The organism is Carnobacterium funditum DSM 5970, from assembly GCF_000744185.1.
Taxonomy (GTDB): Bacteria; Bacillota; Bacilli; order Lactobacillales; family Carnobacteriaceae; genus Carnobacterium_A; species Carnobacterium_A funditum.
Genome location: NZ_JQLL01000001.1, coordinates 1682321 through 1708275, shown reverse-complemented (window position 1 = coordinate 1708275; position 25955 = coordinate 1682321). Strand labels below are relative to the sequence as shown.

At 36.8% G+C, this 25955-nt stretch carries 41 protein-coding genes; 1 reads left to right on the top strand and 40 read right to left on the bottom strand.

Annotated features, from left to right (window positions below; translation table 11 throughout):
- Positions 1–161: 161 nt before the first annotated feature.
- The 10 genes from BR44_RS08015 to gnd all read right to left on the bottom strand — a co-directional run bounded on the left by BR44_RS08015 (position 162) and on the right by gnd (position 8716).
- Positions 162–803, bottom strand: coding sequence for a bifunctional 4-hydroxy-2-oxoglutarate aldolase/2-dehydro-3-deoxy-phosphogluconate aldolase (locus BR44_RS08015; protein WP_034551767.1), 642 nt, complete (start codon positions 801–803; stop codon positions 162–164).
- Between the two features lie 32 nt (positions 804–835).
- Positions 836–1906 carry a mannonate dehydratase gene (gene uxuA / locus BR44_RS08010; protein WP_034551765.1) on the bottom strand — a complete coding sequence of 357 codons (1071 nt, stop codon included), beginning with the start codon at positions 1904–1906 and terminating at the stop codon, positions 836–838.
- Between the two features lie 18 nt (positions 1907–1924).
- A complete protein-coding gene (locus tag BR44_RS08005; protein ID WP_034551763.1) occupies positions 1925–2371 on the bottom strand; it encodes a PTS sugar transporter subunit IIA in 447 nt (148 codons plus the stop codon).
- Between the two features lie 91 nt (positions 2372–2462).
- Positions 2463–3338, bottom strand: coding sequence for a hypothetical protein (locus tag BR44_RS08000; RefSeq protein ID WP_034551762.1), 876 nt, complete (start codon positions 3336–3338; stop codon positions 2463–2465).
- Positions 3339–3424: 86 nt separating this feature from the next.
- A complete protein-coding gene (locus BR44_RS07995; RefSeq protein WP_034551760.1) occupies positions 3425–3931 on the bottom strand; it encodes a PTS sugar transporter subunit IIB in 507 nt (168 codons plus the stop codon).
- Between the two features lie 23 nt (positions 3932–3954).
- Positions 3955–4812 carry a PTS system mannose/fructose/sorbose family transporter subunit IID gene (locus BR44_RS07990; protein WP_034551759.1) on the bottom strand — a complete coding sequence of 286 codons (858 nt, stop codon included), beginning with the start codon at positions 4810–4812 and terminating at the stop codon, positions 3955–3957.
- 19 nt (positions 4813–4831) lie between these two features.
- The gene (locus BR44_RS07985; RefSeq protein ID WP_034551757.1) at positions 4832–5671 is read right to left on the bottom strand and encodes a PTS mannose/fructose/sorbose/N-acetylgalactosamine transporter subunit IIC; all 840 of its coding nucleotides are present in this window, start codon (positions 5669–5671) and stop codon (positions 4832–4834) included.
- 11 nt (positions 5672–5682) lie between these two features.
- Positions 5683–6786 (bottom strand): iron-containing alcohol dehydrogenase family protein, encoded by a 1104-nt coding sequence (locus BR44_RS07980; protein WP_034551756.1) that lies wholly within the window; start codon positions 6784–6786, stop codon positions 5683–5685.
- A gap of 17 nt (positions 6787–6803) precedes the next feature.
- Entirely contained in the window at positions 6804–7802 is a 999-nt protein-coding gene (locus tag BR44_RS07975) for a D-isomer specific 2-hydroxyacid dehydrogenase family protein (RefSeq protein WP_034551754.1), read from the bottom strand.
- A gap of 14 nt (positions 7803–7816) precedes the next feature.
- Entirely contained in the window at positions 7817–8716 is a 900-nt protein-coding gene (gnd, locus tag BR44_RS07970) for a phosphogluconate dehydrogenase (NAD(+)-dependent, decarboxylating) (protein WP_034551753.1), read from the bottom strand.
- 425 nt (positions 8717–9141) lie between these two features.
- On the opposite strand from gnd, the gene BR44_RS07965 reads away from it, so the two are divergent.
- Complete coding sequence (locus BR44_RS07965) at positions 9142–9990, top strand: MurR/RpiR family transcriptional regulator (protein ID WP_034551752.1); 849 nt, start codon at positions 9142–9144, stop codon at positions 9988–9990.
- Positions 9991–10221: 231 nt separating this feature from the next.
- Here the strand turns inward: BR44_RS07965 and rpsI are convergent, their stop codons facing one another.
- The 30 genes from rpsI to rplP form a co-directional block, all read right to left on the bottom strand.
- Positions 10222–10614 carry a 30S ribosomal protein S9 gene (gene rpsI, locus BR44_RS07960; RefSeq protein ID WP_034551750.1) on the bottom strand — a complete coding sequence of 131 codons (393 nt, stop codon included), beginning with the start codon at positions 10612–10614 and terminating at the stop codon, positions 10222–10224.
- Between the two features lie 13 nt (positions 10615–10627).
- Entirely contained in the window at positions 10628–11071 is a 444-nt protein-coding gene (rplM, locus tag BR44_RS07955; RefSeq protein WP_084676117.1) for a 50S ribosomal protein L13, read from the bottom strand.
- A gap of 152 nt (positions 11072–11223) precedes the next feature.
- The gene (locus tag BR44_RS07950) at positions 11224–11499 is read right to left on the bottom strand and encodes a hypothetical protein (protein WP_051912615.1); all 276 of its coding nucleotides are present in this window, start codon (positions 11497–11499) and stop codon (positions 11224–11226) included.
- Positions 11474–11677, bottom strand: a complete 204-nt coding sequence (locus tag BR44_RS07945; RefSeq protein ID WP_034551749.1) for a hypothetical protein — start codon at positions 11675–11677, stop codon at positions 11474–11476. Before BR44_RS07945 ends, BR44_RS07950 begins: the two co-directional genes overlap by 26 nt.
- Positions 11678–11718: 41 nt before the next feature.
- A complete protein-coding gene (locus BR44_RS07940; protein WP_034551747.1) occupies positions 11719–12210 on the bottom strand; it encodes a GNAT family N-acetyltransferase in 492 nt (163 codons plus the stop codon).
- Positions 12176–13024 (bottom strand): tRNA pseudouridine(38-40) synthase TruA, encoded by an 849-nt coding sequence (truA, locus tag BR44_RS07935; RefSeq protein WP_051912613.1) that lies wholly within the window; start codon positions 13022–13024, stop codon positions 12176–12178. The genes BR44_RS07940 and truA overlap by 35 nt, the downstream gene beginning before the upstream one ends.
- A gap of 87 nt (positions 13025–13111) precedes the next feature.
- Positions 13112–13909 (bottom strand): energy-coupling factor transporter transmembrane component T family protein, encoded by a 798-nt coding sequence (locus tag BR44_RS07930; protein WP_034551746.1) that lies wholly within the window; start codon positions 13907–13909, stop codon positions 13112–13114.
- Positions 13906–14784 (bottom strand): energy-coupling factor ABC transporter ATP-binding protein, encoded by an 879-nt coding sequence (locus tag BR44_RS07925; RefSeq protein ID WP_034551745.1) that lies wholly within the window; start codon positions 14782–14784, stop codon positions 13906–13908. The genes BR44_RS07930 and BR44_RS07925 overlap by 4 nt, the downstream gene beginning before the upstream one ends.
- On the bottom strand, positions 14760–15599 hold the full coding sequence (locus BR44_RS07920; protein ID WP_034551743.1) for an energy-coupling factor ABC transporter ATP-binding protein: 840 nt from the start codon (positions 15597–15599) through the stop codon (positions 14760–14762). The genes BR44_RS07925 and BR44_RS07920 overlap by 25 nt, the downstream gene beginning before the upstream one ends.
- A 416-nt stretch (positions 15600–16015) precedes the next feature.
- A complete protein-coding gene (gene rplQ / locus BR44_RS07915) occupies positions 16016–16396 on the bottom strand; it encodes a 50S ribosomal protein L17 (protein WP_034551741.1) in 381 nt (126 codons plus the stop codon).
- Positions 16397–16422: 26 nt separating this feature from the next.
- A complete protein-coding gene (locus tag BR44_RS07910; protein WP_034551740.1) occupies positions 16423–17367 on the bottom strand; it encodes a DNA-directed RNA polymerase subunit alpha in 945 nt (314 codons plus the stop codon).
- Positions 17368–17440: 73 nt separating this feature from the next.
- Positions 17441–17827 carry a 30S ribosomal protein S11 gene (gene rpsK, locus BR44_RS07905; RefSeq protein WP_034551739.1) on the bottom strand — a complete coding sequence of 129 codons (387 nt, stop codon included), beginning with the start codon at positions 17825–17827 and terminating at the stop codon, positions 17441–17443.
- Between the two features lie 25 nt (positions 17828–17852).
- Positions 17853–18218, bottom strand: coding sequence for a 30S ribosomal protein S13 (gene rpsM / locus BR44_RS07900; RefSeq protein WP_034551738.1), 366 nt, complete (start codon positions 18216–18218; stop codon positions 17853–17855).
- Positions 18219–18247: 29 nt separating this feature from the next.
- Positions 18248–18361 (bottom strand): 50S ribosomal protein L36, encoded by a 114-nt coding sequence (rpmJ, locus tag BR44_RS07895; protein ID WP_034551737.1) that lies wholly within the window; start codon positions 18359–18361, stop codon positions 18248–18250.
- Between the two features lie 35 nt (positions 18362–18396).
- A complete protein-coding gene (gene infA, locus BR44_RS07890; protein WP_034551736.1) occupies positions 18397–18615 on the bottom strand; it encodes a translation initiation factor IF-1 in 219 nt (72 codons plus the stop codon).
- Between the two features lie 267 nt (positions 18616–18882).
- Entirely contained in the window at positions 18883–19536 is a 654-nt protein-coding gene (locus BR44_RS07885) for an adenylate kinase (protein ID WP_034551735.1), read from the bottom strand.
- Positions 19537–19595: 59 nt separating this feature from the next.
- Positions 19596–20894 (bottom strand): preprotein translocase subunit SecY, encoded by a 1299-nt coding sequence (secY, locus tag BR44_RS07880; RefSeq protein ID WP_034551733.1) that lies wholly within the window; start codon positions 20892–20894, stop codon positions 19596–19598.
- Positions 20894–21334 (bottom strand): 50S ribosomal protein L15, encoded by a 441-nt coding sequence (rplO, locus tag BR44_RS07875; protein ID WP_034551731.1) that lies wholly within the window; start codon positions 21332–21334, stop codon positions 20894–20896. Before rplO ends, secY begins: the two co-directional genes overlap by 1 nt.
- Before the next feature lie 41 nt (positions 21335–21375).
- Positions 21376–21555: a 50S ribosomal protein L30 gene (gene rpmD, locus BR44_RS07870; RefSeq protein WP_034551730.1), complete on the bottom strand. Its 180-nt coding sequence runs from the start codon at positions 21553–21555 to the stop codon at positions 21376–21378.
- Between the two features lie 17 nt (positions 21556–21572).
- Complete coding sequence (gene rpsE, locus BR44_RS07865; RefSeq protein WP_034551728.1) at positions 21573–22073, bottom strand: 30S ribosomal protein S5; 501 nt, start codon at positions 22071–22073, stop codon at positions 21573–21575.
- A gap of 20 nt (positions 22074–22093) precedes the next feature.
- Positions 22094–22450, bottom strand: coding sequence for a 50S ribosomal protein L18 (rplR, locus tag BR44_RS07860; RefSeq protein WP_084676116.1), 357 nt, complete (start codon positions 22448–22450; stop codon positions 22094–22096).
- 52 nt (positions 22451–22502) lie between these two features.
- A complete protein-coding gene (gene rplF / locus BR44_RS07855) occupies positions 22503–23039 on the bottom strand; it encodes a 50S ribosomal protein L6 (RefSeq protein ID WP_034551725.1) in 537 nt (178 codons plus the stop codon).
- A gap of 31 nt (positions 23040–23070) precedes the next feature.
- Complete coding sequence (gene rpsH, locus BR44_RS07850) at positions 23071–23469, bottom strand: 30S ribosomal protein S8 (RefSeq protein ID WP_034551724.1); 399 nt, start codon at positions 23467–23469, stop codon at positions 23071–23073.
- Between the two features lie 32 nt (positions 23470–23501).
- The gene (locus BR44_RS07845; RefSeq protein WP_034551723.1) at positions 23502–23687 is read right to left on the bottom strand and encodes a type Z 30S ribosomal protein S14; all 186 of its coding nucleotides are present in this window, start codon (positions 23685–23687) and stop codon (positions 23502–23504) included.
- An 18-nt stretch (positions 23688–23705) separates the two neighbouring features.
- Positions 23706–24245, bottom strand: coding sequence for a 50S ribosomal protein L5 (gene rplE, locus BR44_RS07840; protein ID WP_034551722.1), 540 nt, complete (start codon positions 24243–24245; stop codon positions 23706–23708).
- A 26-nt stretch (positions 24246–24271) separates the two neighbouring features.
- Positions 24272–24583 carry a 50S ribosomal protein L24 gene (gene rplX, locus BR44_RS07835; protein WP_034551721.1) on the bottom strand — a complete coding sequence of 104 codons (312 nt, stop codon included), beginning with the start codon at positions 24581–24583 and terminating at the stop codon, positions 24272–24274.
- Positions 24584–24619: 36 nt separating this feature from the next.
- The gene (gene rplN / locus BR44_RS07830; protein WP_034551720.1) at positions 24620–24988 is read right to left on the bottom strand and encodes a 50S ribosomal protein L14; all 369 of its coding nucleotides are present in this window, start codon (positions 24986–24988) and stop codon (positions 24620–24622) included.
- A gap of 52 nt (positions 24989–25040) precedes the next feature.
- The gene (gene rpsQ, locus BR44_RS07825) at positions 25041–25307 is read right to left on the bottom strand and encodes a 30S ribosomal protein S17 (RefSeq protein ID WP_034551719.1); all 267 of its coding nucleotides are present in this window, start codon (positions 25305–25307) and stop codon (positions 25041–25043) included.
- A 27-nt stretch (positions 25308–25334) separates the two neighbouring features.
- Positions 25335–25529, bottom strand: a complete 195-nt coding sequence (gene rpmC, locus BR44_RS07820) for a 50S ribosomal protein L29 (protein ID WP_034551718.1) — start codon at positions 25527–25529, stop codon at positions 25335–25337.
- The gene (gene rplP, locus BR44_RS07815) at positions 25519–25953 is read right to left on the bottom strand and encodes a 50S ribosomal protein L16 (protein ID WP_034551717.1); all 435 of its coding nucleotides are present in this window, start codon (positions 25951–25953) and stop codon (positions 25519–25521) included. The genes rpmC and rplP overlap by 11 nt, the downstream gene beginning before the upstream one ends.
- Positions 25954–25955: the final 2 nt, after the last annotated feature.

Below are 25955 nucleotides of genomic sequence, written 5' to 3'. Positions count from 1 at the left end.
TCAATTTTAAACAATGAAAGTTAGTATTCAATTAAACTTAGGGTAAATTCAAAAAAGTAGTGTAACAACACTTATGTGCTATTACACTACTAATTTCAAAAAATATTTCAACATTCTCTATTTCTAAATAGAAAATGCTCACTCTATTCATCAGATACTTTCTAAGATTTAATTTTATCCACCAATGTTTTTAGAATTTTATCAGCTGTTTTACCATCATCTTTTTTGATTGCAGATTCAGAAATGATAAAAGAACCTCCAACTGCTACTATATGGTCATTTTGAACATATTCCATAAAGTTTTCTTGGTTGATCCCACCAGTTGGCAAGAACTTAACATCGTAGAAAGGACCACTCAATGCGTTAATTGCTTTTAATCCTCCATAAATATCTGCAGGGAAAAATTTCACCACTTTGATGCCGTATTCCATAGCACGCTGAATATCTCCTGGTGTTGCTGTTCCAGGAAATACCGGAATATCGCGCTCGATACAGTACTCAATTACGTCCGGAACGATTGCCGGTGAAACAATAAACTTTGCACCATTTTCAATAGCACTTTTTGCTTCGCTTAATGTTCTTACCGTTCCTGCGCCAACAATTAGCTCGCCAGACTGAGATAATTTCTTGATAGCGTCTATTGCCAAACTACTTCGAAATGTCACTTCAATAAACTGTACATCATTTCTAACTAAAATCTCTTCTAAACGATCTAAATAAGCAAGATCCGTTGCAGTATAAAGAGGTAACAATTTGATTTTTTCGATTTTCCGATAAATTTCGTGTTCCATATTTGCTAACATAATAATCTCTCACTTTCTAGTATAAATAAAACTCACTTTTTTTCTGCTTTCATAATTGCTTCATGCAATCCTTGCAGATACGTAATACCCATTGCACGATCACCCAATCCATATCCGGGCATTGCGACTTCGCCCCAAATGGTACGGCCATGATCTGGACGAATAACTCCGTCAAAACCAACATCTATTAAAGCTTTCATAATAGCATACATATCCAATGATCCTTCAGTACTTAAATGTGCTGATTCTTTGAAGTGACGTTCACCTAAAAATTTAACATTACGGAAATGTACAAAATTAATTCTATCTCCAACTTCATGAATAATCTCAACCAAATCATTTGCTGGATTTGCTCCAAGGGAACCTGTACACATAGTGATTCCATTATATGGAGAGTCTACAATACTAAGGATTTTTTTCAGATCTTTTAAATCCTTCGTAATGCGAGGGAACCCAAATATTTCAAAGGGTGGATCATCCGGGTGAATGGCCATCTTGACATCCATTTCTTCACATACTGGAATTATTTTTTGCAAGAAATAGGTTAAATTATCAAATAATATTTCTTCCGTTACGCCTTCATACATTTCTACCAAACTGCCGAATTTATTTAAGCGCTCTTCTTCCCAACCAGGCAAGCTAAATCCTTTTGATTGGCTATGAATCAGTTTAAACATATCACTCGCTTCCATGTTGTCCACGACAGCTTGATCATAAACAAGTGAGAAACTGCCATCGCTGTTCTCATAAAATAAATCTGTTTTAGCCCAACCGAAAATTGGCTTAAAGCTATAGCAAATCATCTGAACACCGCATTCAGATAAGTTCTTAATTGTTTGAATATAATTATCAATATATTTATCTCGGTCAGGTGTACCTGCTTTTATTGCATCATGAACTGCTACACTTTCAATCCCTAAAAATTCTAAATTTTTCTTTTCAACGGATTTTTTTAACTCTTGAATTTCAGAAACTTCCCACACGTCTCCGGGTAGTTTGTTCAACAGCGTGCCTACAATCCCATTTATTCCTGGTATTTGTTGGACATTCTCTAGTGGGATTGTGTCCCCCTCTTCGCCATACCATCTAAATCCCCATTTCATCATATCTCTCTCCTTCCATTAAAAATCATCGTCATCTTGGTCTTCATCATTTACCATTGATATGTGCCAAACATTGAGACTATCCGTCCCTTGTTTGATTACAGCTTCAGCAATTTTTTCCACTGGTGTTGATAAAATTTGATGGTTAATTGTTTCTAGTAACATTGGTAGATTAGCCCCACCAATAATGTAAATCGACTCTTGCAGTTCTTTATCCAAAGCATTTGTTACAATAACTGCTTGATTATATGGGCTAGCACTCACTAGATCTACTAACACGATGACACCTTCGCCCTTATCAACTTCATGAATGGCTACTTTAATTTTTGCACCTAAACCCTGCACGTCATCTCCTGCATTCAAGTTCACAGTTTCAATATTATTCGTTTCACCCATGATCACTTCTGCTGAATCTTTCAGTCCATCACTTAATTTACCGTGTGTTGCAATGACAATTCCTAGCATTGATAATCCTCCTTATATTGTAGAATATTGTTTAAGAAAATAGGTTATTTTTTATACATTAGACGACTATACTAAGTCGTCTAATGACTACTTACTTAAATAATCTCACAACTTTTGTTAAATTTTGCATATTTAATTTTTTTTGTTTTAAATCCGACTTGTCCAAATAAAAACTAGTTTTTTGTTCTTTTTCTAACGTTCTTGCACTAAAGATATAGTTAATACTTTGGTTCGATAACGGATGATCAATCTTTAATTCTGTTCCTTTCGTCTTAGAAAAATCGTTCCCTGAGACATGTAGCGGTGCATCTGATCCTACACTATCTAACATAAAAATCTTTGCTTGCTTTTTATGAGATAATGCTTCTAGACCGGCTTCTCCAAAACTTCCTTCATCTATAAAAGCAAAGGCCGTTCTTTCATCTTTTGATTCACTAATTATTTCTAATAAAGCAAGAACAGACGAAGTATTTCGAATCAACGTCTTTCGATTTGGCAATCCTTTTGTAATCTTACCTAATAAAAAGAAATAGATACCGAATGTAAGAAAAATAAATACTGTCCGAAAAGGTGTTACGTTAAGTCCACTCGCTTCATATTGCATATAAATAAATGTACCAATAATGCCTACTAGAATCATCAAGATAGAGCTAACTAAAATAAAAATAGTGGTTCGTTTTCTCTGTTCTTCTAGATTAAATAATTCATAAGAACCATAGTTTTTAGGAGGCGTGTCATAATAGGTGCAAATGATTTGATCTGCTTTTTCGATATCCCCAACATAAACGTTCCTCGAAGCATATTTTTTGTGCCGATTGTATTCAATTACTTGTATATCTTCTCGCATTTCAGAAATATCCATCACTAATGCTGAAAGAAATCGACTTTTACTCTTCTCCGTGTTGCGCACACGATAAATATACTGATATCGAAACAGCCAATCTTTAAATTTTTCATTTTGCTGCATATTATTTACCGCCTATCCTATTCACTATTTTCTCTTTAGAGAAAAGTAGGTATTTTTCAATACCTACTTCAATGACGAAAATTATTTTATAAACCAAATTGTTTTAAGACATCTTTTAAGCTTGTTTTTGATGAAGATGGTGTGGCTTGGAAATAAATATCTTGCACGCCATACTGCTCATTTAATTCTTTCAGTTTTTCAGCATCAGATTTATTTAAGTAAACAGATTTCGTTACAAAAACATCTTTCTCCGGATCTTTTTGCGCAATTCCACCAATATTTAATTCTTTCATCGGAACACCGTGTTTAACTAAGTCATAGATAACGCTTATTGTTTTTGTAATCAAAATACAACTGTAGTCTTTAAATTTATATTCATCCCAATATAACTCAGCTTTTTCTGGCGTAATGACAACTGTTTTTTGTCCTGTACGGCCTCCAGCGTTCTTATATAATTCTCGCATAAATTTATCTTTTGCAACTACTTCATCTACAACAAAAATGGAATTTATTCCCTCTTTTTGTGATAATGTCATCATTACTTGTCCGTGAATCAAACGTTCATCTACACGTGCTAAATTTACTTCCCCCATTATTGGACACATCCTTTTCTAAATTATAAGATTCCGACACCAGCTAAAACAATCAAAATCCCTGTTAGCCATAACAAAGCTTGAGTTACTTTCAGCCCTTTCTTTTTATAGAACCAATATATACCCATTACGACTGTTAATGGCAATATACCTGGAATAACTTGATCAAGGACATCTTGAACAATAAACTCTTTACCAGAAATATCAAATGATAACGAAGAAGAGACTTTTACATAGTTACCAGCTAAGATCCCCATCATGAACAGCCCTAAAACTGAAAGAGTTTCAATTGCTGTTTGGATACCTGTACTTTGCATTAATCCTGCAGCACTGCGACCCATTGTAAAAGATTGTCGTGCGAAGAATAACCCTAAAATAACTTGGTAAAGTGCAAAAGCTACAAATGGGAATATCGCACCTAAAGGATTTCCTTGTTGAGCCCATGGAATTGCGATTGCAATAAAAATATATTGAACCGTACCTGAGTCAATTGCATCTCCAATTCCTGCTAGAGCACCCATCAAACCAGCCTTTGTGTTATATAACAAATCATCTTGCATTAAGATTTCTTTATTCTCACTTTCTTCCTCAGCACGTTGCTGTTCCATGGAAGACATTAATCCGGTGATAACACCGCCCCCCCAACTAAGTTGGGTATTGAAGAATAGTAATTGACGTTTATATGCTGCTTTTAGTGCATCATCATCTTTATATAATTTTTTCAAAATGGGCATCATTGCATACAGTAATGATGGAGCCAAATAACGTTCAAATGAATGGGGGATTTCGTTTGAAAAATGCCATCTCAGATAGGCTTTAGTTACGTCTTTTCTTGTAATTTCTTCTGGTGCAAGGCTTTTATTTTTTGATATTTCTGTCATTTTATTCCCTCCTCGTGAATTAGAATCCATCATCATAATCTTCATCGTCTGCAAAAGAAGCATTTCCGCTTCCTGTACTGCTATTTGCTACTTGCTCATTAGTCGCTTTTTGAGATTTAACAAAAATCAGTGCGAAAATTACGCCGAAGACTGCATACGCAACCATTGTGATTTCTAGTGGTTGTAGTATAACACTCATGAAATATGCAAGGAAGAAGAATACCATGTAATCTTTTCGTCCAATAACATAAACTGTTGTTGCGATACCGATTGCTGCCAACCCTCCGCCGACAACTTCTAAAATATGAATAACTACAGTTCCTTCAAGCGCTACAATAAGATCTGCGATAATTGGTGCCCCTAAATAAAGAGCAAAAAATACTAATGGTGTAAATAGCAAAAATGATGCTACCGTTGGATAGAGAATGATTGAGCGAGAAATAGCTTTTGAATTCAATTTCTCTACGGCTCTATCTGTGTATTTACCTAAAAAAGTATTGATAAAGAAACGGAATTGGTATAAATAACTTCCTAACAGGCCTACGGGAACAGCTACTGCTATTGCTGCTTCTGGTTGAAGATTCCCTAGTAAAGCTACCGGTACAGCAATCGCTGCTGCAATAGATGGTTCCGCCGGCATGGTTCCGCCTGGCGAGAAGATACCCATATAAATTAATTGCAACGCTGCCGTTACAATCATTGCTTGTGCAACTTCACCCATTACAATACCTACAACAAGCCCTGTCATCAATGGAGAGAAACGCAGCGTTAATGTTGCCCCTCCTCCTAACCATCTTGACATTACGGCCGCAGTCCATAAAGCAATTATCAAACTTTGTGTTATACTTAAAGTTTCCATATATCCTCCTCCTAAATCTTATTAATGTATTTTTCTAATTCGAAAATTGAATTTAGTAATAAATCTTTCGTAATCGGTACTGGTATTAGGTGAACTTTTTCCTTTGAATCAATGAATTGAACTATTTGCTCAAGAATCATCTCATCTTTTGGGAAAATACCCATCTGGTGTAAAGATGTTGGTAAATTTAATTGTTGATAAAGCGGTAACAATTGATCTATTGTTTCCCATTTTTTTTCGATCGCTAATTGGTAAAAAATACCATATGCGACTTTTTCACCGTGAAGAAAATGATGACTTTCAGCAATATATTTGCTCATAGCATCATGCATAGCATGAGCTGCAGCATTTCTTGCATATTTATCGCCTAGCCCTCCAACTAAACCAGAAACAGCAAAAATAATTTCAGATAGATGAACAAATTCTTCGCTGACTTCTAATTTTTTCATATCAGCGATTGCTTTAGTGGAGTTACTAGTGATTGCATCTTTGCATAATTGTGAAGTATAACTCGCCATTTGCAAGAACGGTTCATTTTGTAAATGCTCCTGCTTCAGTATTGAGTCAGATTCATACCACTTAGCTAGCGTATCTGCTAAACCTGCAATGAAGTATTCAACCGGTGAATCAATTACCAATTCAGGATCGGTAATAAAAAATGATGCTTGCCGTAAGTAATGTTCTGTTTTCCCCTCAGATTCTCCACTTTCTTTGTACATGACTGAAAGTGGTGTCCATGGAGCGCAATTACTGGCCAAGGTAGGAATCACACCAAAATTCACATTAGCTACATGTGCCGCATATCCGACCAAATCTACTAATTTTCCCCCACCGACTCCAATAATGAAGTCAATTTTTTTTTCTTTCACCATTTCAACTATTTTATCTGCACCATAATAACTGCACTCGCCAGTATATTGATGATAAGATAATGTATAGCGGCTATCTTGTAAAAAACTGAGTTTTGGCTGTGCCTTCTCCCAAGAAACTGTTCCATGAACAATTAGTATATTTTTTGCAGTATATTCTGTTAGTACATCAGGTACAAAATCAATTGCACCAATGTGATAACGATAAAATTCTGGGCCTACTTTTACTTTTAAATCATCCAACATGATTTTAACTTCCCTTTTTAGATAAGGTACTTGCTATGTTCCTGTACAGCTCGTTCAGGTAGTTTTCCTTCAACAACGTTCTCAACATCACGGACACATTTATTTCCCATTTCTTCCAAGCATTCCATTGTGTATGCGGAAGTATGCGGTGTCATCACAACATTCTTAAAAGATAGGTAAGGATGATTTTTATCTCCAGGTTCTTCTTCTAAAACGTCTGTTGCAAAACCAGCAATTTTACCTGAACTCAAACCACTCACAATCGCTTTTTCATCGACTAAGGCGCCTCGTGCACTGTTGGAGAGGTAAACATTATCTTTCATCATTTCAATCTCTTTCGTAGAAATCATGTGATAGTTTTCATCTGTTAGGTTCGCACACAGACAAATAATATCTGACGACTCTAGTAGTTGATCCAGTCCCACTTTTTTCGCTCCATGACTTTTAATGTGCATCGCAGATTTGTATGGATCATACGCTAGCACTTCGCAGCGAAAACCATTACGAAGAATTTCTACAACACAACTTCCAGTATTTCCCACCCCAATGACGCCAACTGTTTTGTTAAACAAGGTTCTTCCAACAAATTGAGCTCTGTCTGTCCAATGCCCCTCTCTCACTCTTGAATCCGCTTCCGTTGTACAACGTAGAAGAGCCAATAAATTGGTTACATTATTTTCTGCAACTGCGTCTCTTTCTACAAGTGCTGGAATAATTGTAACGAGAGTATCATTTTTCTTTGCCGCTTCAATATCAATATTATTGTAGCCAATCCCATGTCTGCTAATTAAAATAAGTTCATCTTTATAATCAAAAAAATCTTTTGTAAAAAATGGCGTAACGCTAACTATAATAATATTATATCCATGAAGAATTTCCGCTAAATCTCGTCCATTGATATCTCCGTCAACAGTAAAGTGTTTGACCGACCCCAACTTTTCAAGCTGTTTTATATGTTCTGGGAAAATTTTCCCAAAACTACTTGAATTGACAATTGCGATATTATATTTTGACATCTTAAAAGCTCCTTTTAATCCTTTTTTACTACTTCGTGCCCGCCAAATCCATTGCGCAATGCAGAAACCACTTTTACAGAAAAATTATCTTCTTCTTGTGATAAGTTCCTCATAAACAAACTCAACGCAATGGTTGGTACTGGTATGCCCATCTCTAAAGCCGTTTCAACCGCCCATTTGGCTTCCCCAGAAGCTGCTACCTTACCACGATAATCTTCTAAACGTGGACTACTTCTAAATTGAATTTCGGCGATTTCCATGAGCCAACTACGAATAACTGATCCATGATTCCACACACGAGCGACTTCAGCTAAATCAAAATCGAAATCACTTTTTTCTACAATTTGGAATCCTTCACCGATTGCCTGCATCATGCCATATTCAATCCCGTTGTGTACCATTTTCAGAAAATGTCCACTGCCGGAAGCTCCTGAATACAAGTATCCGCTCTCAATCGAGATATCTTTAAACAGTTGTTCGATTGATTCGAAAACTTCCTTGTCGCCACCAATCATCAAGCAAGCATCTTTACGTGCTCCTGAAATCCCACCCGATGTTCCACAATCAAAATAGCTAATCTCTTTTTTCGCGAATTTTTCTGAACGACGGATCGAATCTTTATAATTTGAATTTCCACCTTCAATAACGATATCTTGTGGCGCTAATAATGGGAGTAAATAATCCAGCACACTTTCCGTCGGATTCCCCGCTGGTAGCATCATCCAGATTACTCGTTTGCCTTTGAACGAAGCAAGCAGCTCATCGACTGTTTGAAACGTATTTATCCCCCCTTTCATTGCACTGTTCAAAGCTTCTTCTGACATATCCATCCCTTTTACATCATACTTATGATCTTTTAGGTTGAATGCTAGATTTGAGCCCATTTTGCCTAAACCAATTATACCAACCTCCATGATAACGCCTCCAATCTTTATAATCCAATTATACAAAAAATATTTTTTTTATGTCAACATCTAAAACAAAAGTTTTTTTTATTGCTTTTAAAAAAAACATCATCCTCCTACATTCGACAACGAATAACCAATACATCTTCTTTTACAGGCAATTTTCAAAAAAATATGTTTAAACTATATTTTCTAATTTTTTTAAAGAGTCATTCCAGATTTTTAATTTACATAAATAAATCCTTTTTTTATTTCTACCAAAGATCTATCCAACTCTAGAAAAACTACGAATACCCGTTCTATGATAACTCCTCAAATTTTTACTAACCTGTACAGCACAAAAAAAAATAAACATTTTTGCTTTTTTTCTAGAAATACTGTATCTTTAAAACTAGCAAAAAAGAGATGAATTATTGTCTCAAGGAGGATCATTTATGGCTGTCTCAATCCGATTACAAATTAAAACGATGTACAATGATTTTAGTCCAAAAGAACAAGCAATCGCAGATTACATCTTAGAAAACCCCAGTAAAGTCGCTCATAGTTCTATTAGTGATTTAGCAAATGAGCTAGAAATTGCAGATTCTACTTTCTTTCAATTCACAAAAAAACTTGGCTTTAACGGATTTAAAAATTTCAAAATAGCCATGTTGATTCAAGAAAATGATTTATCCGCGTTCTCCATTCATGAAAATATTCAAAAAGATGATACCGAGTTAACCATGGCACAAAAGGTTTTTGATTCTAACATTTCAACGTTGACTGATACCAGAAAATTGTTAAAAGAACAAGATTTAAAACAAGCAGGAAATATGATTAATAATTCCAATCGCTTATTCTTTTTTGGTGTTGGAGGTTCTGAGATTGTAGCCGCAGATGCCTATCATAAATTCTTGCGCTCTTCTATTACTGTTCTTCATAGTACGGATTACCACATTCAGTTAATGGAAGTTTCCTTATTAACGAATAATGACTGCGCTATCATTGTTTCTCATACGGGGAGATCCAAAGAAACGATATGTATCGCCAAAATCGCAAAAGAATCTGGTGCTAAAATTATCGTTATAACGAGTCAAGCGAATTCGCCTTTAGCTAAACTTGGAGATGTTGTCTTCATTTCAATCTCTGAAGAAACGGAATTTCGTTCTGAAGCATTGGCATCTCGTATCGCGCAATTAAGTATTATCGACTCACTATATGTCATCTTCCGGTTCTTCAATCAAGAGAAATCGGAAGATTCTATTTCTAAAGTCCGTCGTGTCATTTCAGGAATTAAGGAATAACATACAAAAATAAGCTAATCTTTGATGATTAGAGTTTATGCTAAGACGTTATGTCTTTTCGTCAAACTGGTATTGGCTGTCCCTAAATCATAAGAAAATAGAGTCACTTTATGAAGTTCATTCAACCTAATGTTGAATGAACTTTTTTAGTTTTAGGATAAACAATTACAGCAAAAAAAGACACCTTCCAATTTCTTGGAAAGCGTCTTGAAACGTTGATATAATAACGAATTAACGTTTTGAGAATTGTGAAGCTTTACGAGCTTTTTTAAGACCTGGTTTTTTACGTTCAACCATACGTGGGTCACGTGTTAATAGGCCTGCAGCTTTTAAAGGAGCACGGAAATCTGGATCTACTTGTAGCAACGCGCGAGCGATACCATGACGTGTAGCGCCAGCTTGTCCAGTGTATCCACCGCCATTTACGTTTACGTGAATGTCATAGTTTTCCATAGTTTCTGTAACTGCTAAAGGTTGTTTAACGATTACATAAAGATATGGGAAAGGCATGTATTCAGTAATGTCTTTTTTGTTCATGATGATTTTACCAGTTCCGGGTACTAAACGTACTCGAGCTGTTGAATTTTTACGACGGCCTGTGCCGGTATATTGTACTTGTGCCAAAGAATTTCCCTCCTTAAATTAGGTTAGTAATATCTAATACTTCTGGTTGTTGTGCCTGGTGAGTGTGTTCTGTACCAGCGTAAACGTGTAATTTCATGCCTTGTGCACGGCCTAAAGTATTTTTAGGTAACATGCCTTTAACTGACATTTCAATCAATTTACGAGGGTTGTTAGAGCGCAATTCTCCAGCAGAGACTTGCTTCAAACCACCAATGAAGCCAGTGTGGTGATAATAAATTTTGTCTGTTGCTTTTTTACCAGTTAATTTGATTTTTTCTGCATTAATAACAATCACAAAGTCACCAGTATCAATGTGGGGTGTGAAAGTTGGTTTATTTTTACCGCGTAGAATAGATGCTACTACAGTAGACAAACGTCCCATTGGGATATCAGTTGCGTCTACCACATACCATTTACGTTCTACTTCGCTAGGTTTAGCCATATAAGTTGTACGCACGTTTTATTCCTCCATATTCTTATCTGTTTGTTTGTTGCACACTATAAGTTTCCGGGGCTCATTATGTGGGGCAAACAATACCACCTAACATTTTACCGTTTAAAAAGATAGTTGTCAATGTTTCCAGATGCTTTTCTTTATTTTTTTTTTACCTACTTGTTTTTTTCATTTAACAGTAACTTATCTGCTTCTAGATTAATCACTTTTAACCAGTTGTTATTCTTTACATAAACCGTTTTATAGCTTTGTTCATTGTCTTTTGAAAACAGCCTCACACGTGTTCCTTGATTGTCTGTTAATAATTGATTTTCATAGCTAGATAAATCAACCGTCTCTTTTGCGTAAATTAACTCTTCATATGGATTAATACCTGTCACTTTTTCAGCCTTGCCTACTGCTTCGCTAACAGGAGGCCCTATCTTCATCATCTTGAGTAGCTAATTCTATTCCTGCTGAACTTCCAACAGCTATACTTTCTGTCATACCTTCTTCACTCGATTGAGCTACTGAATCAGAAGACTCTACCATTGGTTCTTCAGTTGTTTGTGTGCCACAACCTCCTAAAACAAATGCTGCGGCAAAAAAGAGCATGACTTTTTTATTCATCTTTATTCTCCTATCGAATTTGTTATACTAACAGATTCGATCTATTTCCCAAAATAAAAACCCATCAAAATATCGTCAACAAATTGGTTCCTCATCCAGAATTCTTCTTTTAAAATCCCTTCAATAATGAAACCATTTTTTTGATAAAAACGTACCGCACGCTGATTGGTTCCTAATACGCGTAGACTTAATTTATGAATGCTTTGTTTAGCTGCTTCTTCTTTGACAGCATCTATTAATTTTTTACCTACTCCACTACTTTGCATCATCGGATCTACACCTATGTCAACCGTCCACGTTCGTTTATGGGCCTGTAAATGAGTCGGAGGATGAAAACCGATGAATCCAACAACTTTTCCCTTTGACTCGCTAAAGGCTACTAAATGGGTTCCAACAGGAAACTGTATCCTATACTCTGCTGGTGTTGAATAAGTGATAATTTGTGGAGTATTGCTTTCATTCCATAATTGATTTTCAATAGCAATCAAATCAGAATAATCAGACCAAAGACTTGGTCTTATCAGAACTGTCATTAGACCTCTCCGTTCTAGCAGGAGCTATCGTTTCAAAAGCCGTGCCTTTAGTCGCTTTTTCATTATCGTAAAAGACTTCAACCAAATATAGCCCTTGTGGGGATGCCGTTGGACCAGCTTGACGACGATCTTTAACGTCCAACAAACGCTTCATATCATCAGCCGGACGTCGACCGTTAGCAATTTGAAGCAATGTCCCAATAAAAATGCGAACCATATTATATAAAAAGCCATTTCCTCTAAACGTAAAAATGAGTTCCCCATTTTCTTTATCTTCGACCACACTAGCTTCGTAAATAGTCCTCACTTTATTTTCGCGTCCACTATTTGTCGCACAAAAACTGGAAAAGTCATGTGTGCCTTCAATATCTTTTAAGGCTTGTTTTAAAACTGGCAAGTTAATAGGGTATTCGTGGTGCTTTGCATATAAACGTTTAAAAGGATTCGTATTTTCATTCGTATCCACTCGATACATGTATTTTTTACCAGTTGTTAGATACCGTGCGTGAAAGTTGGGGTTCACGATTTCAACAGCACAAACTTCAATTTCATCAGTTGTCAAACTATTCATGGCTCGTTGCATATTTTCGACTGGCATAGGAAAAGGGTAATCGAAATGAATCACTTGTCCTAGTGCATGAACACCTGAATCAGTTCTACCCGATCCGTGTATCTTAATGTCTATTCCTTTAGACATAATTTTTAACACTCTCTGAATTTCACCTTGAACAGTACGCCCTTTAGGTTGAATTTGAAAGCCATTAAAATTCGTTCCATCGTATTGAATGATTATTTTATAGCGTTTTTTTTCCATTTTCATCTAACTCCTAAGGGTTTAATTTATTCTTAAAAACAGAAAAAGACTGTTCGACTGATTAATGAACAAGTCTTTATGCCTGCTTTATTTTCTTAAAAAGATTAAGGCAACAGTTAAAAGAGCATAAGCGACGATAACAAACGTGTCACGCGTCTCCCATTTCAACAAACGGTATTTGCTTCGGCCTTCACCACCTTGGTACCCACGAGCTTCCATTGCCGTTGCTAGTTCTTCGGCACGATTAAATGAGCTGACAAACAAAGGAATCAATAACGGAACAATGGCTTTCATTTGTTGAAAAACATTGCCTTCTCCAAAGTCTACTCCTCGCGCACGTTGCGCATTCATTATTTTTTCTGTTTCATCCATTAATGTTGGAACAAACCTTAAAGCAATCGATAACATCAAAGCAATTTCATAAACAGGTACTTTCAACGCCAATAAGGGACGCAACAAGAACTCAATGGCATCTGTTAGTGAAAGAGGCATAGTTGTCAGCGTTAATAGGGTTGACATGAATATTATTAGCACGAACCGACAAAAGATATACACGCCGTTTAATATGCCTTCTTGAGACACTGTGATTGGACCCCATGAAAAATAAACTGTTCCTCCGCCTGTAAACAAGACTTGTAAGATTACCGTAAATAAAATCAACCAAATGAGTGGTTTAACACCATTAATAAAAAAGCTTAATTTTATTTTAGATAATAGAATAACAAACATGGTAAAGAGAAATAATAACGTATAAGCTTGCCAATTGTTGGCTAAAAAAATGATACCGATAAAATACATACTGCCCATTAACTTAGCTCTTGGATCTAGTTTATGGATCAAAGAATCGCCAGGGATATAACGACCAAAAATCAATTTATCCATCATTTGACTTCACCTGCTTTTAACGCTTTAACGCGTTCAGCAATTGAATTCGCTAACTCGGTAGCTGTCAACGACGGATGAGTACCCAGTACACCCAATTTCGCATCTAACCGATTGCTAAAGGATACAGCTGAAGGTACGCCTAACTGCTTTGCTTTTAACCACTCTTCATCTCGGAAAATTTCGCGTGGTGTTCCTTCTTTAACAACCGTTCCTTTTTCTAAAATAATCATGTGATCTGCATAGTCAGCTACATCATCCATTAGATGAGTTACTAAAACAATGGTTAAACCCTTTTCTTTATGCAAACGATAGAACATATCCATCATCTCTTTACGGCCTTGTGGATCTAATCCAGCAGTTGGTTCATCTAAGACGAGAGTCTGCGGCTCCATTGCTAATACACCTGCAATCGCAACTCGACGCATTTGTCCGCCAGACAAATCGAATGGCGAACGTTCCATAAAACTTTCATCTAATCCTACTAACGGAAGCATTTTTTCAGCAAGTTCCATCGCTTCTTTTTCAGAAACGCCAAAGTTTTTCGGGCCAAAAGCAATATCTTTTGCAACCGTTTCTTCAAATAATTGAGCCTCTGGAAATTGAAAAACGATGCCGACCTGTCTGCGAATAGATTTAAGGTTTTTATTATTGGTTTCTGATCTAATAACCCGGTCACCTATTGTCACCGTACCTTCTGTTGGTTTCATTAAAGCATTTAAATGCTGCAAAACAGTCGATTTCCCACTGCCTGTATGCCCAACTAAAGCGGTAAAACTTCCTTCTTTTATGACCATATCAATATCATAAAGAGCACGGTTTTCAAAAGGCGTCCCTTTTTGATAGGTAAAGCCTACTTTTTCGAAAATAATGTCCATAGCCAGTCCACCATCCCTTCTTCTGTCAGGTATTCCGCTGGTACATCAATACCGCGTTCCTTTAAGGATAACTTTAACTTTTCAGGAAAAGGTAAATCCAACCCCATTTCAATTAATTTTTCACCAGACGCAAAAATTTCTTCCGGCGTTCCTTCTTGTACCAATTCTCCATTTTTTATAACGATTACTCGATTAGCATTTGCTGCTTCATCAATATCATGAGTAATCGAAATCACCGTTAGATTAGCTTTTTCTTTAATCGCTTTAACAGTAGATAGAACTTCTTGTCGGCCTTGTGGATCAAGCATACTGGTAGCTTCATCTAAAATAATAATAGCTGGACGCAATGCAACCACACCAGCAATTGCCGCGCGTTGTTTTTGTCCTCCAGATAACCTAGCTGGTTCCTTTTCCATAAATTCAGTCATTTTTACTCGTTCAATCGCGTCAAAGACACGTTGAATCATCTCGTCTCTTGGAATACCTTGATTTTCTAATCCAAAAGCGACATCATCTTGTACGGTTGAGCCAACAAATTGATTATCAGGATTTTGAAAGACCATTCCAACTAATTTTCTGATTTCCCAAATGTTTTGCTCGCTTAAAACTAACCCACCAACAGTTACTTCACCCTGATTAGGAGCAATCAACCCATTGATTGTTTTTGCCAGAGTAGATTTTCCAGATCCGTTATGTCCAATAATTGCGACCCATTCCCCAGCCTCTATAGAAAGAGAAATATTATTTAAAGCCGGTCTGGTATCCGTTGTATGGTATTGATATGAAATATTTTTTAATGTTATGATTTTATCCATTGGGCATTCCTCACGTTCTCATTAATTTCGAGTCTCTATAAGACTATCAAAAAATTATGCCTGGTGCAATGTAGGTTATTCTCCAGTTCCATTCTCAGTAGTATAAAGCAATCGGTTAGAATAAGTTTATTCTACCATTTCATTTTATATACTAAAACAGGCAACAAATAAAGGGACAACCCCAATTATTTGTTGCCTGTTTTAAGACAAAAAAAATCACTTTACTCGATGAATTTACCTCTCTTAAATGAAACCCATTTCCACCTAAGAGAAGTTTCGAGCTAGACTTGGAAAAACTTAGTATTTCCATCATCGTAACACTCTTTACATACATCAAAAAAGTAAACCTTGTTTGAATGTTGTATAATTAAGAACTACTAATTGTATTGACCGAAGTCAACCAACGTTGTCTGAAATTAAACTAATTCAATAATAACCATTGGTGCAGCATCGCCACGACGTGGTTCTGTTTTCATAATACGTGTGTATCCACCTTGACGCTCAGCGTAACGAGGTGCGATATCACTAAATAATTTTTGTAAAGCAGATTGGATAACAACAGCATCGTCTTCTTCTTTAATAGCTGCTACTTCATTACGAATGTAAGCTGCTGCTTGACGGCGTGCATGCAAGTCGCCTTTTTTGCCTAAAGTAATCATTTTTTCGGTTGTTTTGCGAACTTCTTTAGCACGTGCTTCAGTTGTTACAATACGTTCGTTAATGATTAAATCAGATGTTAAATCACGTAACATTGCTTTACGTTGTGAGCTTGTACGGCCTAATTTACGGTAACCCATTTTGATTTTCCTCCCTTGTTACAGTACTAATCGTCTTGGCGTAAACTTAAATTAAGTTCAGCTAATTTATACTTAACTTCTTCAAGTGATTTACGTCCTAGATTGCGTACTTTAATCATTTCAGCTTCAGACTTATCAGTCAACTCTTGAACAGAATTAATACCAGCACGTTTCAAACAGTTGTATGAACGAACAGATAAATCTAGTTCTTCAATTGTCATTTCAAGCATTTTTTCTTTATGAGTCTCTTCTTTTTCTACCATAATTTCAGCTTTGCGAGCTTCATCTGTTAGATTTACAAAGATATTCAAGTGTTCTGTCATTATTTTAGCTGCAAGACTTACAGCTTCTTCAGGACTAATTGAACCATCTGCCCAAACATCAAGTGTTAATTTGTCAAAAATATCTTTCTGACCCACTCGTGCGTTTTCTACTTGGTAGTTTACACGACTAACTGGGGTGTAAATCGAATCGACTGGCAATACACCGATAGGCATATCATCTGGTTTATTGTGTTCCGCTCTTGAGTAACCTCTGCCTGTTTTAGCTGTCATGCGTACGTGGAAACGTGCACCTTCGGCTACTGTACAAATGTACAAATCAGGGTTTAGTATTTCAACATCGCTATCATAAATGATATCGGCTGCTGTTACAATTGCAGGACCTTTTACATCGATTTCAATCGTTTTATCTTCACCAGAATATAACTTGAGTGCAAGTTTTTTTACATTCAAAATGATTGACGTTACATCTTCAAGAACACCATCAACAGCTGAAAATTCATGTAAAATACCATCGATTTGAATAGTGGTTACTGCTGCTCCCGGTAGAGAAGACAACAAGATACGACGTAGAGAATTTCCTAACGTAGTTCCATAACCGCGTTCAAGTGGCTCTACAACGAATTTGCCAAATTTAGCATCATCGCTGATCTCAATCGTTTCGATTCTTGGCTTTTCAATTTCGATCATTCTATCTATACCCCTTTCAAAACGTGAAGTTCATGATACCGAGTGTAAAACCATAAAATGAAATAGCTCTCAATTATACACGACGGCGTTTCGGAGGACGGCATCCATTATGTGGAACAGGCGTTACATCGCGAATTGCAGTAACTTCTAAACCAGTTGCTTGTAGAGAACGGATAGCTGCTTCACGACCTGACCCAGGACCTTTAACGGCAACTTCTACAGTTTTCATCCCATTTTCCATACAAACTTTTGCTGCAGCTTCTGCTGCCATTTGTGCTGCAAATGGTGTTGATTTTTTTGATCCACGGAAACCTAGAGCTCCAGCAGAAGACCATGCAACAGCGTTACCATGAACATCTGTGATCATTACAATTGTGTTATTAAAAGTAGAACGAATGTGAGCAACCCCACTTTCGATATTCTTTTTCACACGGCGTTTACGTACAACTTTTTTTACCATGAAGGTTGACCTCCTTACTTAATTATTATTTTTTCTTACCTGCGATTGATTTAGATGGACCTTTACGAGTACGTGCGTTGTTTTTCGTGTTTTGTCCGCGAACGGGTAAACCACGACGGTGACGCATGCCTCTATATGAACCAATTTCAAGCAAACGTTTAATGTTTAGGCTTACTTCACGACGAAGGTCACCTTCGATTTTTAATTTATCAACTTCTGCACGAACAGCATCTAATTGATCATTTGTTAAATCGATTACGCGGATTTCTTCAGAAACGTCAGCAGCTTTTAAAACTTTTTGTGCTGTTGTTTTACCGATTCCGAATATATATGTTAAAGAAATTACAACACGTTTGTCACGTGGAATATCTACACCAGCAATACGAGCCATTTATTTACACCTCCTGTTAATTTAACTGATTAACCTTGACGTTGTTTGTGTTTGGGATTTTCGCAAATCACCATAACACGACCATTACGTCGGATAACTTTACATTTGTCACAAATTTTCTTTACTGATGGTCTTACTTTCATGAATTATACCTCCCATTTTAATTGACGGAGTACAATTATTTAAAGCGATAAGTAATGCGTCCACGGGTTAGATCATATGGGGACAATTCTACTGTTACTTTGTCTCCAGGTAGGATTCTAATGTAGTGCATCCGAATTTTTCCTGAAACATGAGCCAATACAATATGGCCATTTTCAAGTTCAACTTTAAACATTGCATTCGGCAAAGTTTCAACGACTGTTCCTTCTATTTCAATGACATCGTCTTTCGCCACGCCTCGTACCTCCTTAAAAGTGTTTCGCATTTTAAACGCGATAAACAGTGAGCGCCATAGCCCTCACTTTTCTGTTTCATCTTAACCTATTAATTATACCACAACATAACAGCATTGAGAATTCAACATCTGGCACATTATACCACGAAATTAATTTAGTAACAAGTTTGCTGCAGACTATCGCTATGCTTACTTCTATTAACCACTTTAATGCGAGATATTGTTCAAAACGACTCAAAACTAGTCACAATCAAGTTGTCGTTGATTTTATTCAACCTTAGAAATGATTGTTTGAATATCTTTGAACACATCTTGAAAATCATCTTCACCATTAACGGTATGCAAGACATTGCGTTTTGAATAAAAATCTACTAGAGTATTTGTTGATTCAAGGTTAACATTTATTCGATTTTCAACGGTTTCAGGTTTATCATCTTCTCTTTGATAGAACTCATGTCCACCACAACGATCACATGTTCCAACAACCTTTGGCGGGTTGTAAACTTTATGATAAGTTGCGCCGCATGAACGACAGATAATCCGTCCAGTCAAACGCTCCATTAAAATATCTTTATTTACATTAATGTAAATAACGGCATCTAATTTCTTGTTTAAATCCTTTAAAATACCTTCCAAAACGTTCGCTTGGTTAAGCGTTCTTGGATAACCATCTAATAAAAAGCCGTCTTTTGTATCTGCTTCAGTCAAACGTTCTTTTACAATCCCGTTTGTTACCTCATCAGGTACTAATTCGCCTTTATCCATAAATGTTTTTGCTTCTATTCCTAAGGCAGTTTCATTTTTGATAGCAGCACGAAACATATCCCCGGTTGAAATGTGCGGCACATGGTATGTGTCAACAATTTTCTCGGCTTGTGTTCCTTTTCCTGCACCAGGAAGACCTACTAAAATGAGATTCATCATTTTCCCTCCTACTAATGTAAGAATTGGTGCTGAGGATAATCCCCAACACGTTCTTCTTATTGTATAAAGCCTTGGTAACTACGTTTAATCATTTGGCCCTCTAATTGTCTAACTGAATCTAAAGCAACACCAACTACGATTAATAGACTGGTTCCACCTAGAGCTAGGGAAGAAGGTAAATTCCATAAATTGGAGGCAATAATCGGAAGCAATGCAATCACTCCCAAGTAAACAGCACCCACCGTACTCAAGTTTGTTAACGTGCTTGAGATAAAGTTTTGTGTTGGCTTACCAGGACGCACGCTTGGAATATAACCACCTTGTTTTTGTAAGTTTTCAGCTACTTTTTCAGGATTCACTTGAATGAATGCATAGAAGTAAGTGAATAATACGATCAATAATGTATACAAAGCTGCTCCAGTTGGTTCTTGCAAGTTAAAAATTTTGTTCATAATGATAAACCATGAAGCATCAGCATTGCTCTGACTAAAGAACCCTAATAATGTTTGTGGAGTCATAATAAACGAACTCGCAAAAATAACTGGAATAACTCCAGCCGAATTTACTTTCAAAGGCAAAAACGAACTTTGATTTGTAGCAGTTGCTCGTTTTGAGTACTGTACAGGAATTTTACGCTTAGCATTTTCGATATAAATAACTACAATTACAACTGCAGCAATAGCAAGCAATAAGGCTACTGTAAACAAAATTGCTCCAGTAAGTTGATCTCCTGCATTGCGGATTTGAGTATTGTAGTACGTCATAACGTCTGATGGTATTTTCGCAATGATACCTGAAAAGATAATCATTGATATTCCATTACCAAAACCTTTAACCGTAATTTGTTCACCCATCCACATAACCAACATTGTTCCAGCAGTGAGAATAAGAGCAATTGAAAGATAAGTAGTTGTGCTTGGATTTTTGATTAATCCTGCACCCGTTAGAGCATTAAATCCAAAAGAGATACCAATCGCTTGAACAAAAGCTAAACCGATTGTGACATATCTCGTTACTTGGTTTAATTTTCTACGGCCTACTTCACCTTGTTTTGCCCATTCCACAAACTTGGGAATGATATCCATTTGTAGTAGTTGAATCACGATTGAAGCAGTGATATATGGAGAAACACCTAAAGCAAAAATAGAATAGCTGCTTAACGCTCCGCCACCAAAGGTATTTAATAAGCTAAATAGGCCATTTGACGAATCAGCAAGACCTTTTAAAGCAGAAGCATCTACGCCAGGAACCGTTAAATGAGTCCCTATGCGAAAGATAATTAAAATACCAAGAGTGAAAAGAATTTTTTTCCTAATGTCCTTTGCTTGAAAAGCATCCTTCAACAGTGTGAACATTAAATCACCTCGATTGAACCACCAGCAGCTTCAATAGCTTCTTTAGCTGCTTGAGAAAATTTGCTTGCCTTAACAGTTAGTTTGCGTTCAACTTGACCGTTACCCAAAACTTTAATCCCAGATTTTTCAGCTTTAATGATACCAGTTTCAACCAACATTGCTGGTGTTACTTCTGTACCATCTTCAAAACGGTTTAATGTTTCAAGGTTGACAATTGCATATTCTTTGCGGTTAATGTTTGTAAATCCACGTTTTGGTAAACGACGGAACAATGGTGTTTGTCCACCTTCGAACCCTAGACGTACGCCACCACCTGAACGTGAGTTTTGTCCTTTTTGACCACGACCTGAAGTTTTACCATTGCCTGATGAAGATCCACGTCCAACGCGATTGCGTTCTTTACGAGAACCTTCGGCAGATTTTAATTCATGAAGTTTCATATAGATTGGGCACCTCCTTCAATAAAAGATTTCGTTCTTTTTTAGACTTCTTTAACGTCAACTAAATGTGAAATTGTTTTAACCATACCTTTAATAGCTTCATTGGCAGGTTTTACTACAGAACTGTTAGTTTTTTTCAATCCTAACGCTTTTACTGTATCACGTTGATTTTGAGGACGTCCAATAACGCTACGTTTTAAAGTGATTTCTAAATTAGCCATTTTTTATTGTCCTCCTTTTATCCTAGAATTTCTTCTACAGATTTATTACGAAGTCTTGCAACTTCTTCAACGCGTTTTAATTGTAATAAACCGTCAACTGTTGCACGTACCATGTTGATTGGTGTGCTTGAGCCTAAAGATTTACTTGTGATGTCTGATACTCCAGCAAGTTCTAAGATTGCACGGACAGGTCCGCCCGCAGATACTCCAGAACCTTCTTTAGCAGGTTTCATTAAAATGTTACCGCCACTGTAGCGTCCGATAACTTGATGAGGAATCGTAGTGTCTACCATAGGCACTTGAATAAGATTCTTTTTAGCGTCTTCAATTGCTTTACGGATAGCTTCTGGAACTTCTTGAGCTTTACCAGTACCGAAACCTACGTGTCCGTTTTTATCTCCTACAACAACTAATGCAGCAAAGCGTAGACGACGTCCACCTTTTACAACTTTAGTTACGCGGTTGATAGAAACAACGCGATCTTCTAAGTCCAATTGTGTTGGATCGATGTAAACCATGTGTGGTATTCCTCCTTTTTTTAAAATTCTAGTCCATTTTCGCGAGCAGCTTCAGCTAAAGCTTGCACACGGCCATGGTAAAGGTATCCACCACGGTCAAAGACTACTTTTTTAATTCCTTTTTCAACAGCTGATTTAGCTATAGCTTCTCCAACAACTGATGCTTGGCTCGCTGTAGTTTCACCTGCGATGTTTTTGTCTAATGAAGATGCACTTGCTAGCGTCACACCCGCTACGTCATCAATTAATTGAGCGTAGATATTTTTATTAGAACGAAAAACGTTTAAACGTGGGCACTCTGCAGTACCAGAAATTTTAGAACGTACACGTGAATGTCTTTTCAAACGTACTTTGTTTTTGTCTGGTTTATTAATCACAATTGTCACCTCTTTATCTTTTTTGTTAGTTTAAGCAGCTAAGTAATTAAAATTACTTACCAGTTTTACCTTCTTTACGACGTACGATTTCGCCAACATAACGAATCCCTTTGCCTTTGTAAGGTTCTGGCGGACGAATAGCACGAATATTCGCAGCTAATTCACCAACACGCTCTTTGCTTGATCCTTTAATGATTACTCGAGTATTGGCAGGAACTTCAACAGTCATTCCTTCTTCAATATCGAATTCTACAGGATGAGAGTAGCCAACGTTCATTACAAGTTTATTCCCTTGTAATTGTGCACGGTACCCTACACCAATTAATTCTAAAGCTTTTTCAAAACCTACAGTTACTCCAACAATCATGTTGTTTAGGTTAGCACGCATTGTTCCGTGCATCGCACGATTTTCTTTTAAGTCATTAGGACGTGAAAAAGAAATTTCGTTACCATCTACAGTCATTGTAATAACAGGGCTGAAAGAGCGAGTCAACTCACCTTTTGGTCCTTTAACAGTAACTTCGTTCTCATTACGAGTAACAGTTACGTTTTCAGGAACAGTGATTGTTTTATTACCGATACGGCTCACAGCTGTGCACCTCCTTGTTTATTTATCAATATTACCAAATGTAAGCGATAATTTCTCCACCAACATTTTTAGATCTAGCTTCTTTATCTGTAAACATACCTTCAGAAGTTGATACGATTGCAATACCTAGTCCATTAAGAACTTTAGGCACTTCACCAGCTTTAGCGTAAACACGCAAACCTGGTTTAGAGATACGTTTCAATCCAGTGATAACACGTTCGTTGTTTTTTCCGTATTTTAAGAAAACGCGGATAACACCTTGTTTGTCATCTGCCATATATTCAACATTTTTAATGAAACCTTCACGTTTTAAGATTTCAGCAATTTCTTTTTTGATTTTTGAAGCAGGTAATTCTAGTGATTCGTGACGTACCATATTGGCATTACGAATGCGTGTTAGAAAATCTGCTATTGGATCTGTCATGACCATTTGTTTTTAGCCTCCTTTATGCAAGTATCGTCTTACCAGCTTGCTTTCTTCACGCCGGGAATTTGTCCTTTATAGGCAAGTTCACGGAAGCAAATACGGCAAAGTCTAAATTTACGATAAACTGAGTGTGGACGTCCACAACGTTCGCAACGAGTGTACTCTTGAGTTGAGTATTTTGCAGGACGTTTGTTCTTAGCAATCATTGATTTTTTAGCCACGTAGTTCGCCTCCTTTTTTTATTTTTGGAATGGCATTCCAAGTTGTGTTAAAAGTTCGCGTGATTCTTCATCTGTTTTAGCAGTAGTTACAATAACAATATCCATTCCGCGGACTTTGTCTACTTTATCGTAGTCAACTTCTAAGAAGATTAATTGTTCTTTAACTCCTAAAGTGTAGTTCCCACGTCCGTCGAAAGCTTTTTTGCTTACGCCATGGAAGTCACGTACACGAGGAAGAGAAACAGTAACTAATTTGTCTAAGAAATCGTACATTCTTTCTCCACGTAGAGTAACTTTTGTACCAATCGGCATTCCTTCACGTAAACGGAAAGCAGCGATTGATTTTTTAGCTTTAGTAATCATTGGTTTTTGTCCAGAAATAGCAGTTAATTCATCAACAGCTTTATCTAGGTTTTTAGCATTTGATACGGCATCACCGACACCCATGTTGATAATAATTTTATCAACTTTTGGCGTTTCCATAATTGATTTATATTCAAATTTTTCCATCATTGATGGTGTAATTTCATTCAAGTATTTTTCTTTAAGGCGGTTCATTCGGATTGTCCCTCCTTCCTTATAGTTTATTTATCTAAAACTTCACCAGTTTTTTTAGAAATACGTACTTTTTTACCTTCTTCAACTTTATAACCAACGCGGGTTGGCTCGCCAGTTGAAGCGTCAATTAGCATAACGTTTGAAACGTGAACTGGAGCTTCAATTTCAAGAATACCACCTTGTGGATTCAATTGACTTGGTTTTTGGTGTTTTTTCACCATGTTGATTCCTTCAACAATTACTTGGTCTTTTTTAGGGAAAGATTTCAAAATTACGCCTTCTTTTCCTTTATCTTTACCAGTAATCACTTTAACTTTATCGCCTGATTTGATGTACATGTTTTCTTGCACCTCCTTATAGTGGATGGTTGGTTATTATAGTACTTCTGGTGCTAATGAAATAATTTTCATGAAATTGTTCTCACGTAATTCACGTGCAACAGGTCCAAAGATACGTGTTCCACGCGGACTTTTATCGTCACGAATGATTACACAAGCATTTTCGTCAAATTTGATGTAAGAACCATCTGAGCGACGTGCGCCAGTTTTGGTACGAACAATAACAGCTTTAACAACTTCGCCTTTTTTGACAACGCCGCCTGGTGTAGCGTTCTTCACGGTACAAACGATTACGTCACCAATATTAGCAGTCTTACGGCCTGAACCGCCAAGTACTTTAATAGCTAGCACTTCACGTGCTCCTGAATTATCTGCAACTTTTAAACGAGATTCTGATTGGATCACAATAGTATCCTCCTTTCGGATCTAAAAACTGACTTCTTATCTTTAAAGTCAATTAGATAATAACTGATTCTTGTACAACTTCTAATAAACGGAAATGTTTAGTAGCAGATAATGGACGAGTTTCCATGATTTTTACGATATCGCCAATTTTGGCTACATTATTTTCATCATGAGCTTTGTATCTTTTAGAATATTTAACACGTTTACCATATTTACTGTGTCTCTTTTGAGTTTCTGTTACGACAACAATTGTCTTATCCATTTTGTCTGAGACAACACGGCCTTGATAAACTTTACGTTGATTACGTTCTTCATTCATTACTTGGTAACCTCCTTTGCCAGTCAACTATTTTTGTAACTCAGCTTGACGTAACGCAGTTTTAATGCGTGCAATCGATTTGCGAACTTCACTTAAACGAGAAGTATTTTCTAATTGACCTGTTGCTAATTGGAATCGCAGGTTGAATAGTTCAGATTTGTATTCTTTCTCTTTTTCAACCATTTCAGCAGTGGATAACTCTTTAAGTTCATTAGCCTTCATTCGATTCACCACCAATTTCTATACGTTTTACAATTTTCGTTTTTACGGGTAATTTGTGAGAAGCTAAACGTAATGCCTCACGAGCTACTTCTTCAGATACGCCGCCAACTTCAAACATGATTTTTCCACGTTTAACTGGTGCTACCCATCCTTCAGGAGCTCCTTTACCGGAACCCATACGTACTCCGATTGCTTTAGATGTGTATGATTTATGAGGGAAAATTTTAATCCATACTTTCCCACCACGTTTCATATAACGTGTCATTGCTATACGTGCTGCTTCGATCTGGCGGTTAGTAATCCATTGTGAATCCAAAGCTTGTAAGCCGTAGTCTCCAAAAGTTACTTCTTTCCCACCTTTAGCTTCGCCACGCATTTTACCTCTAAATTCACGACGGAATTTCACGCGTTTAGGTACTAACATGA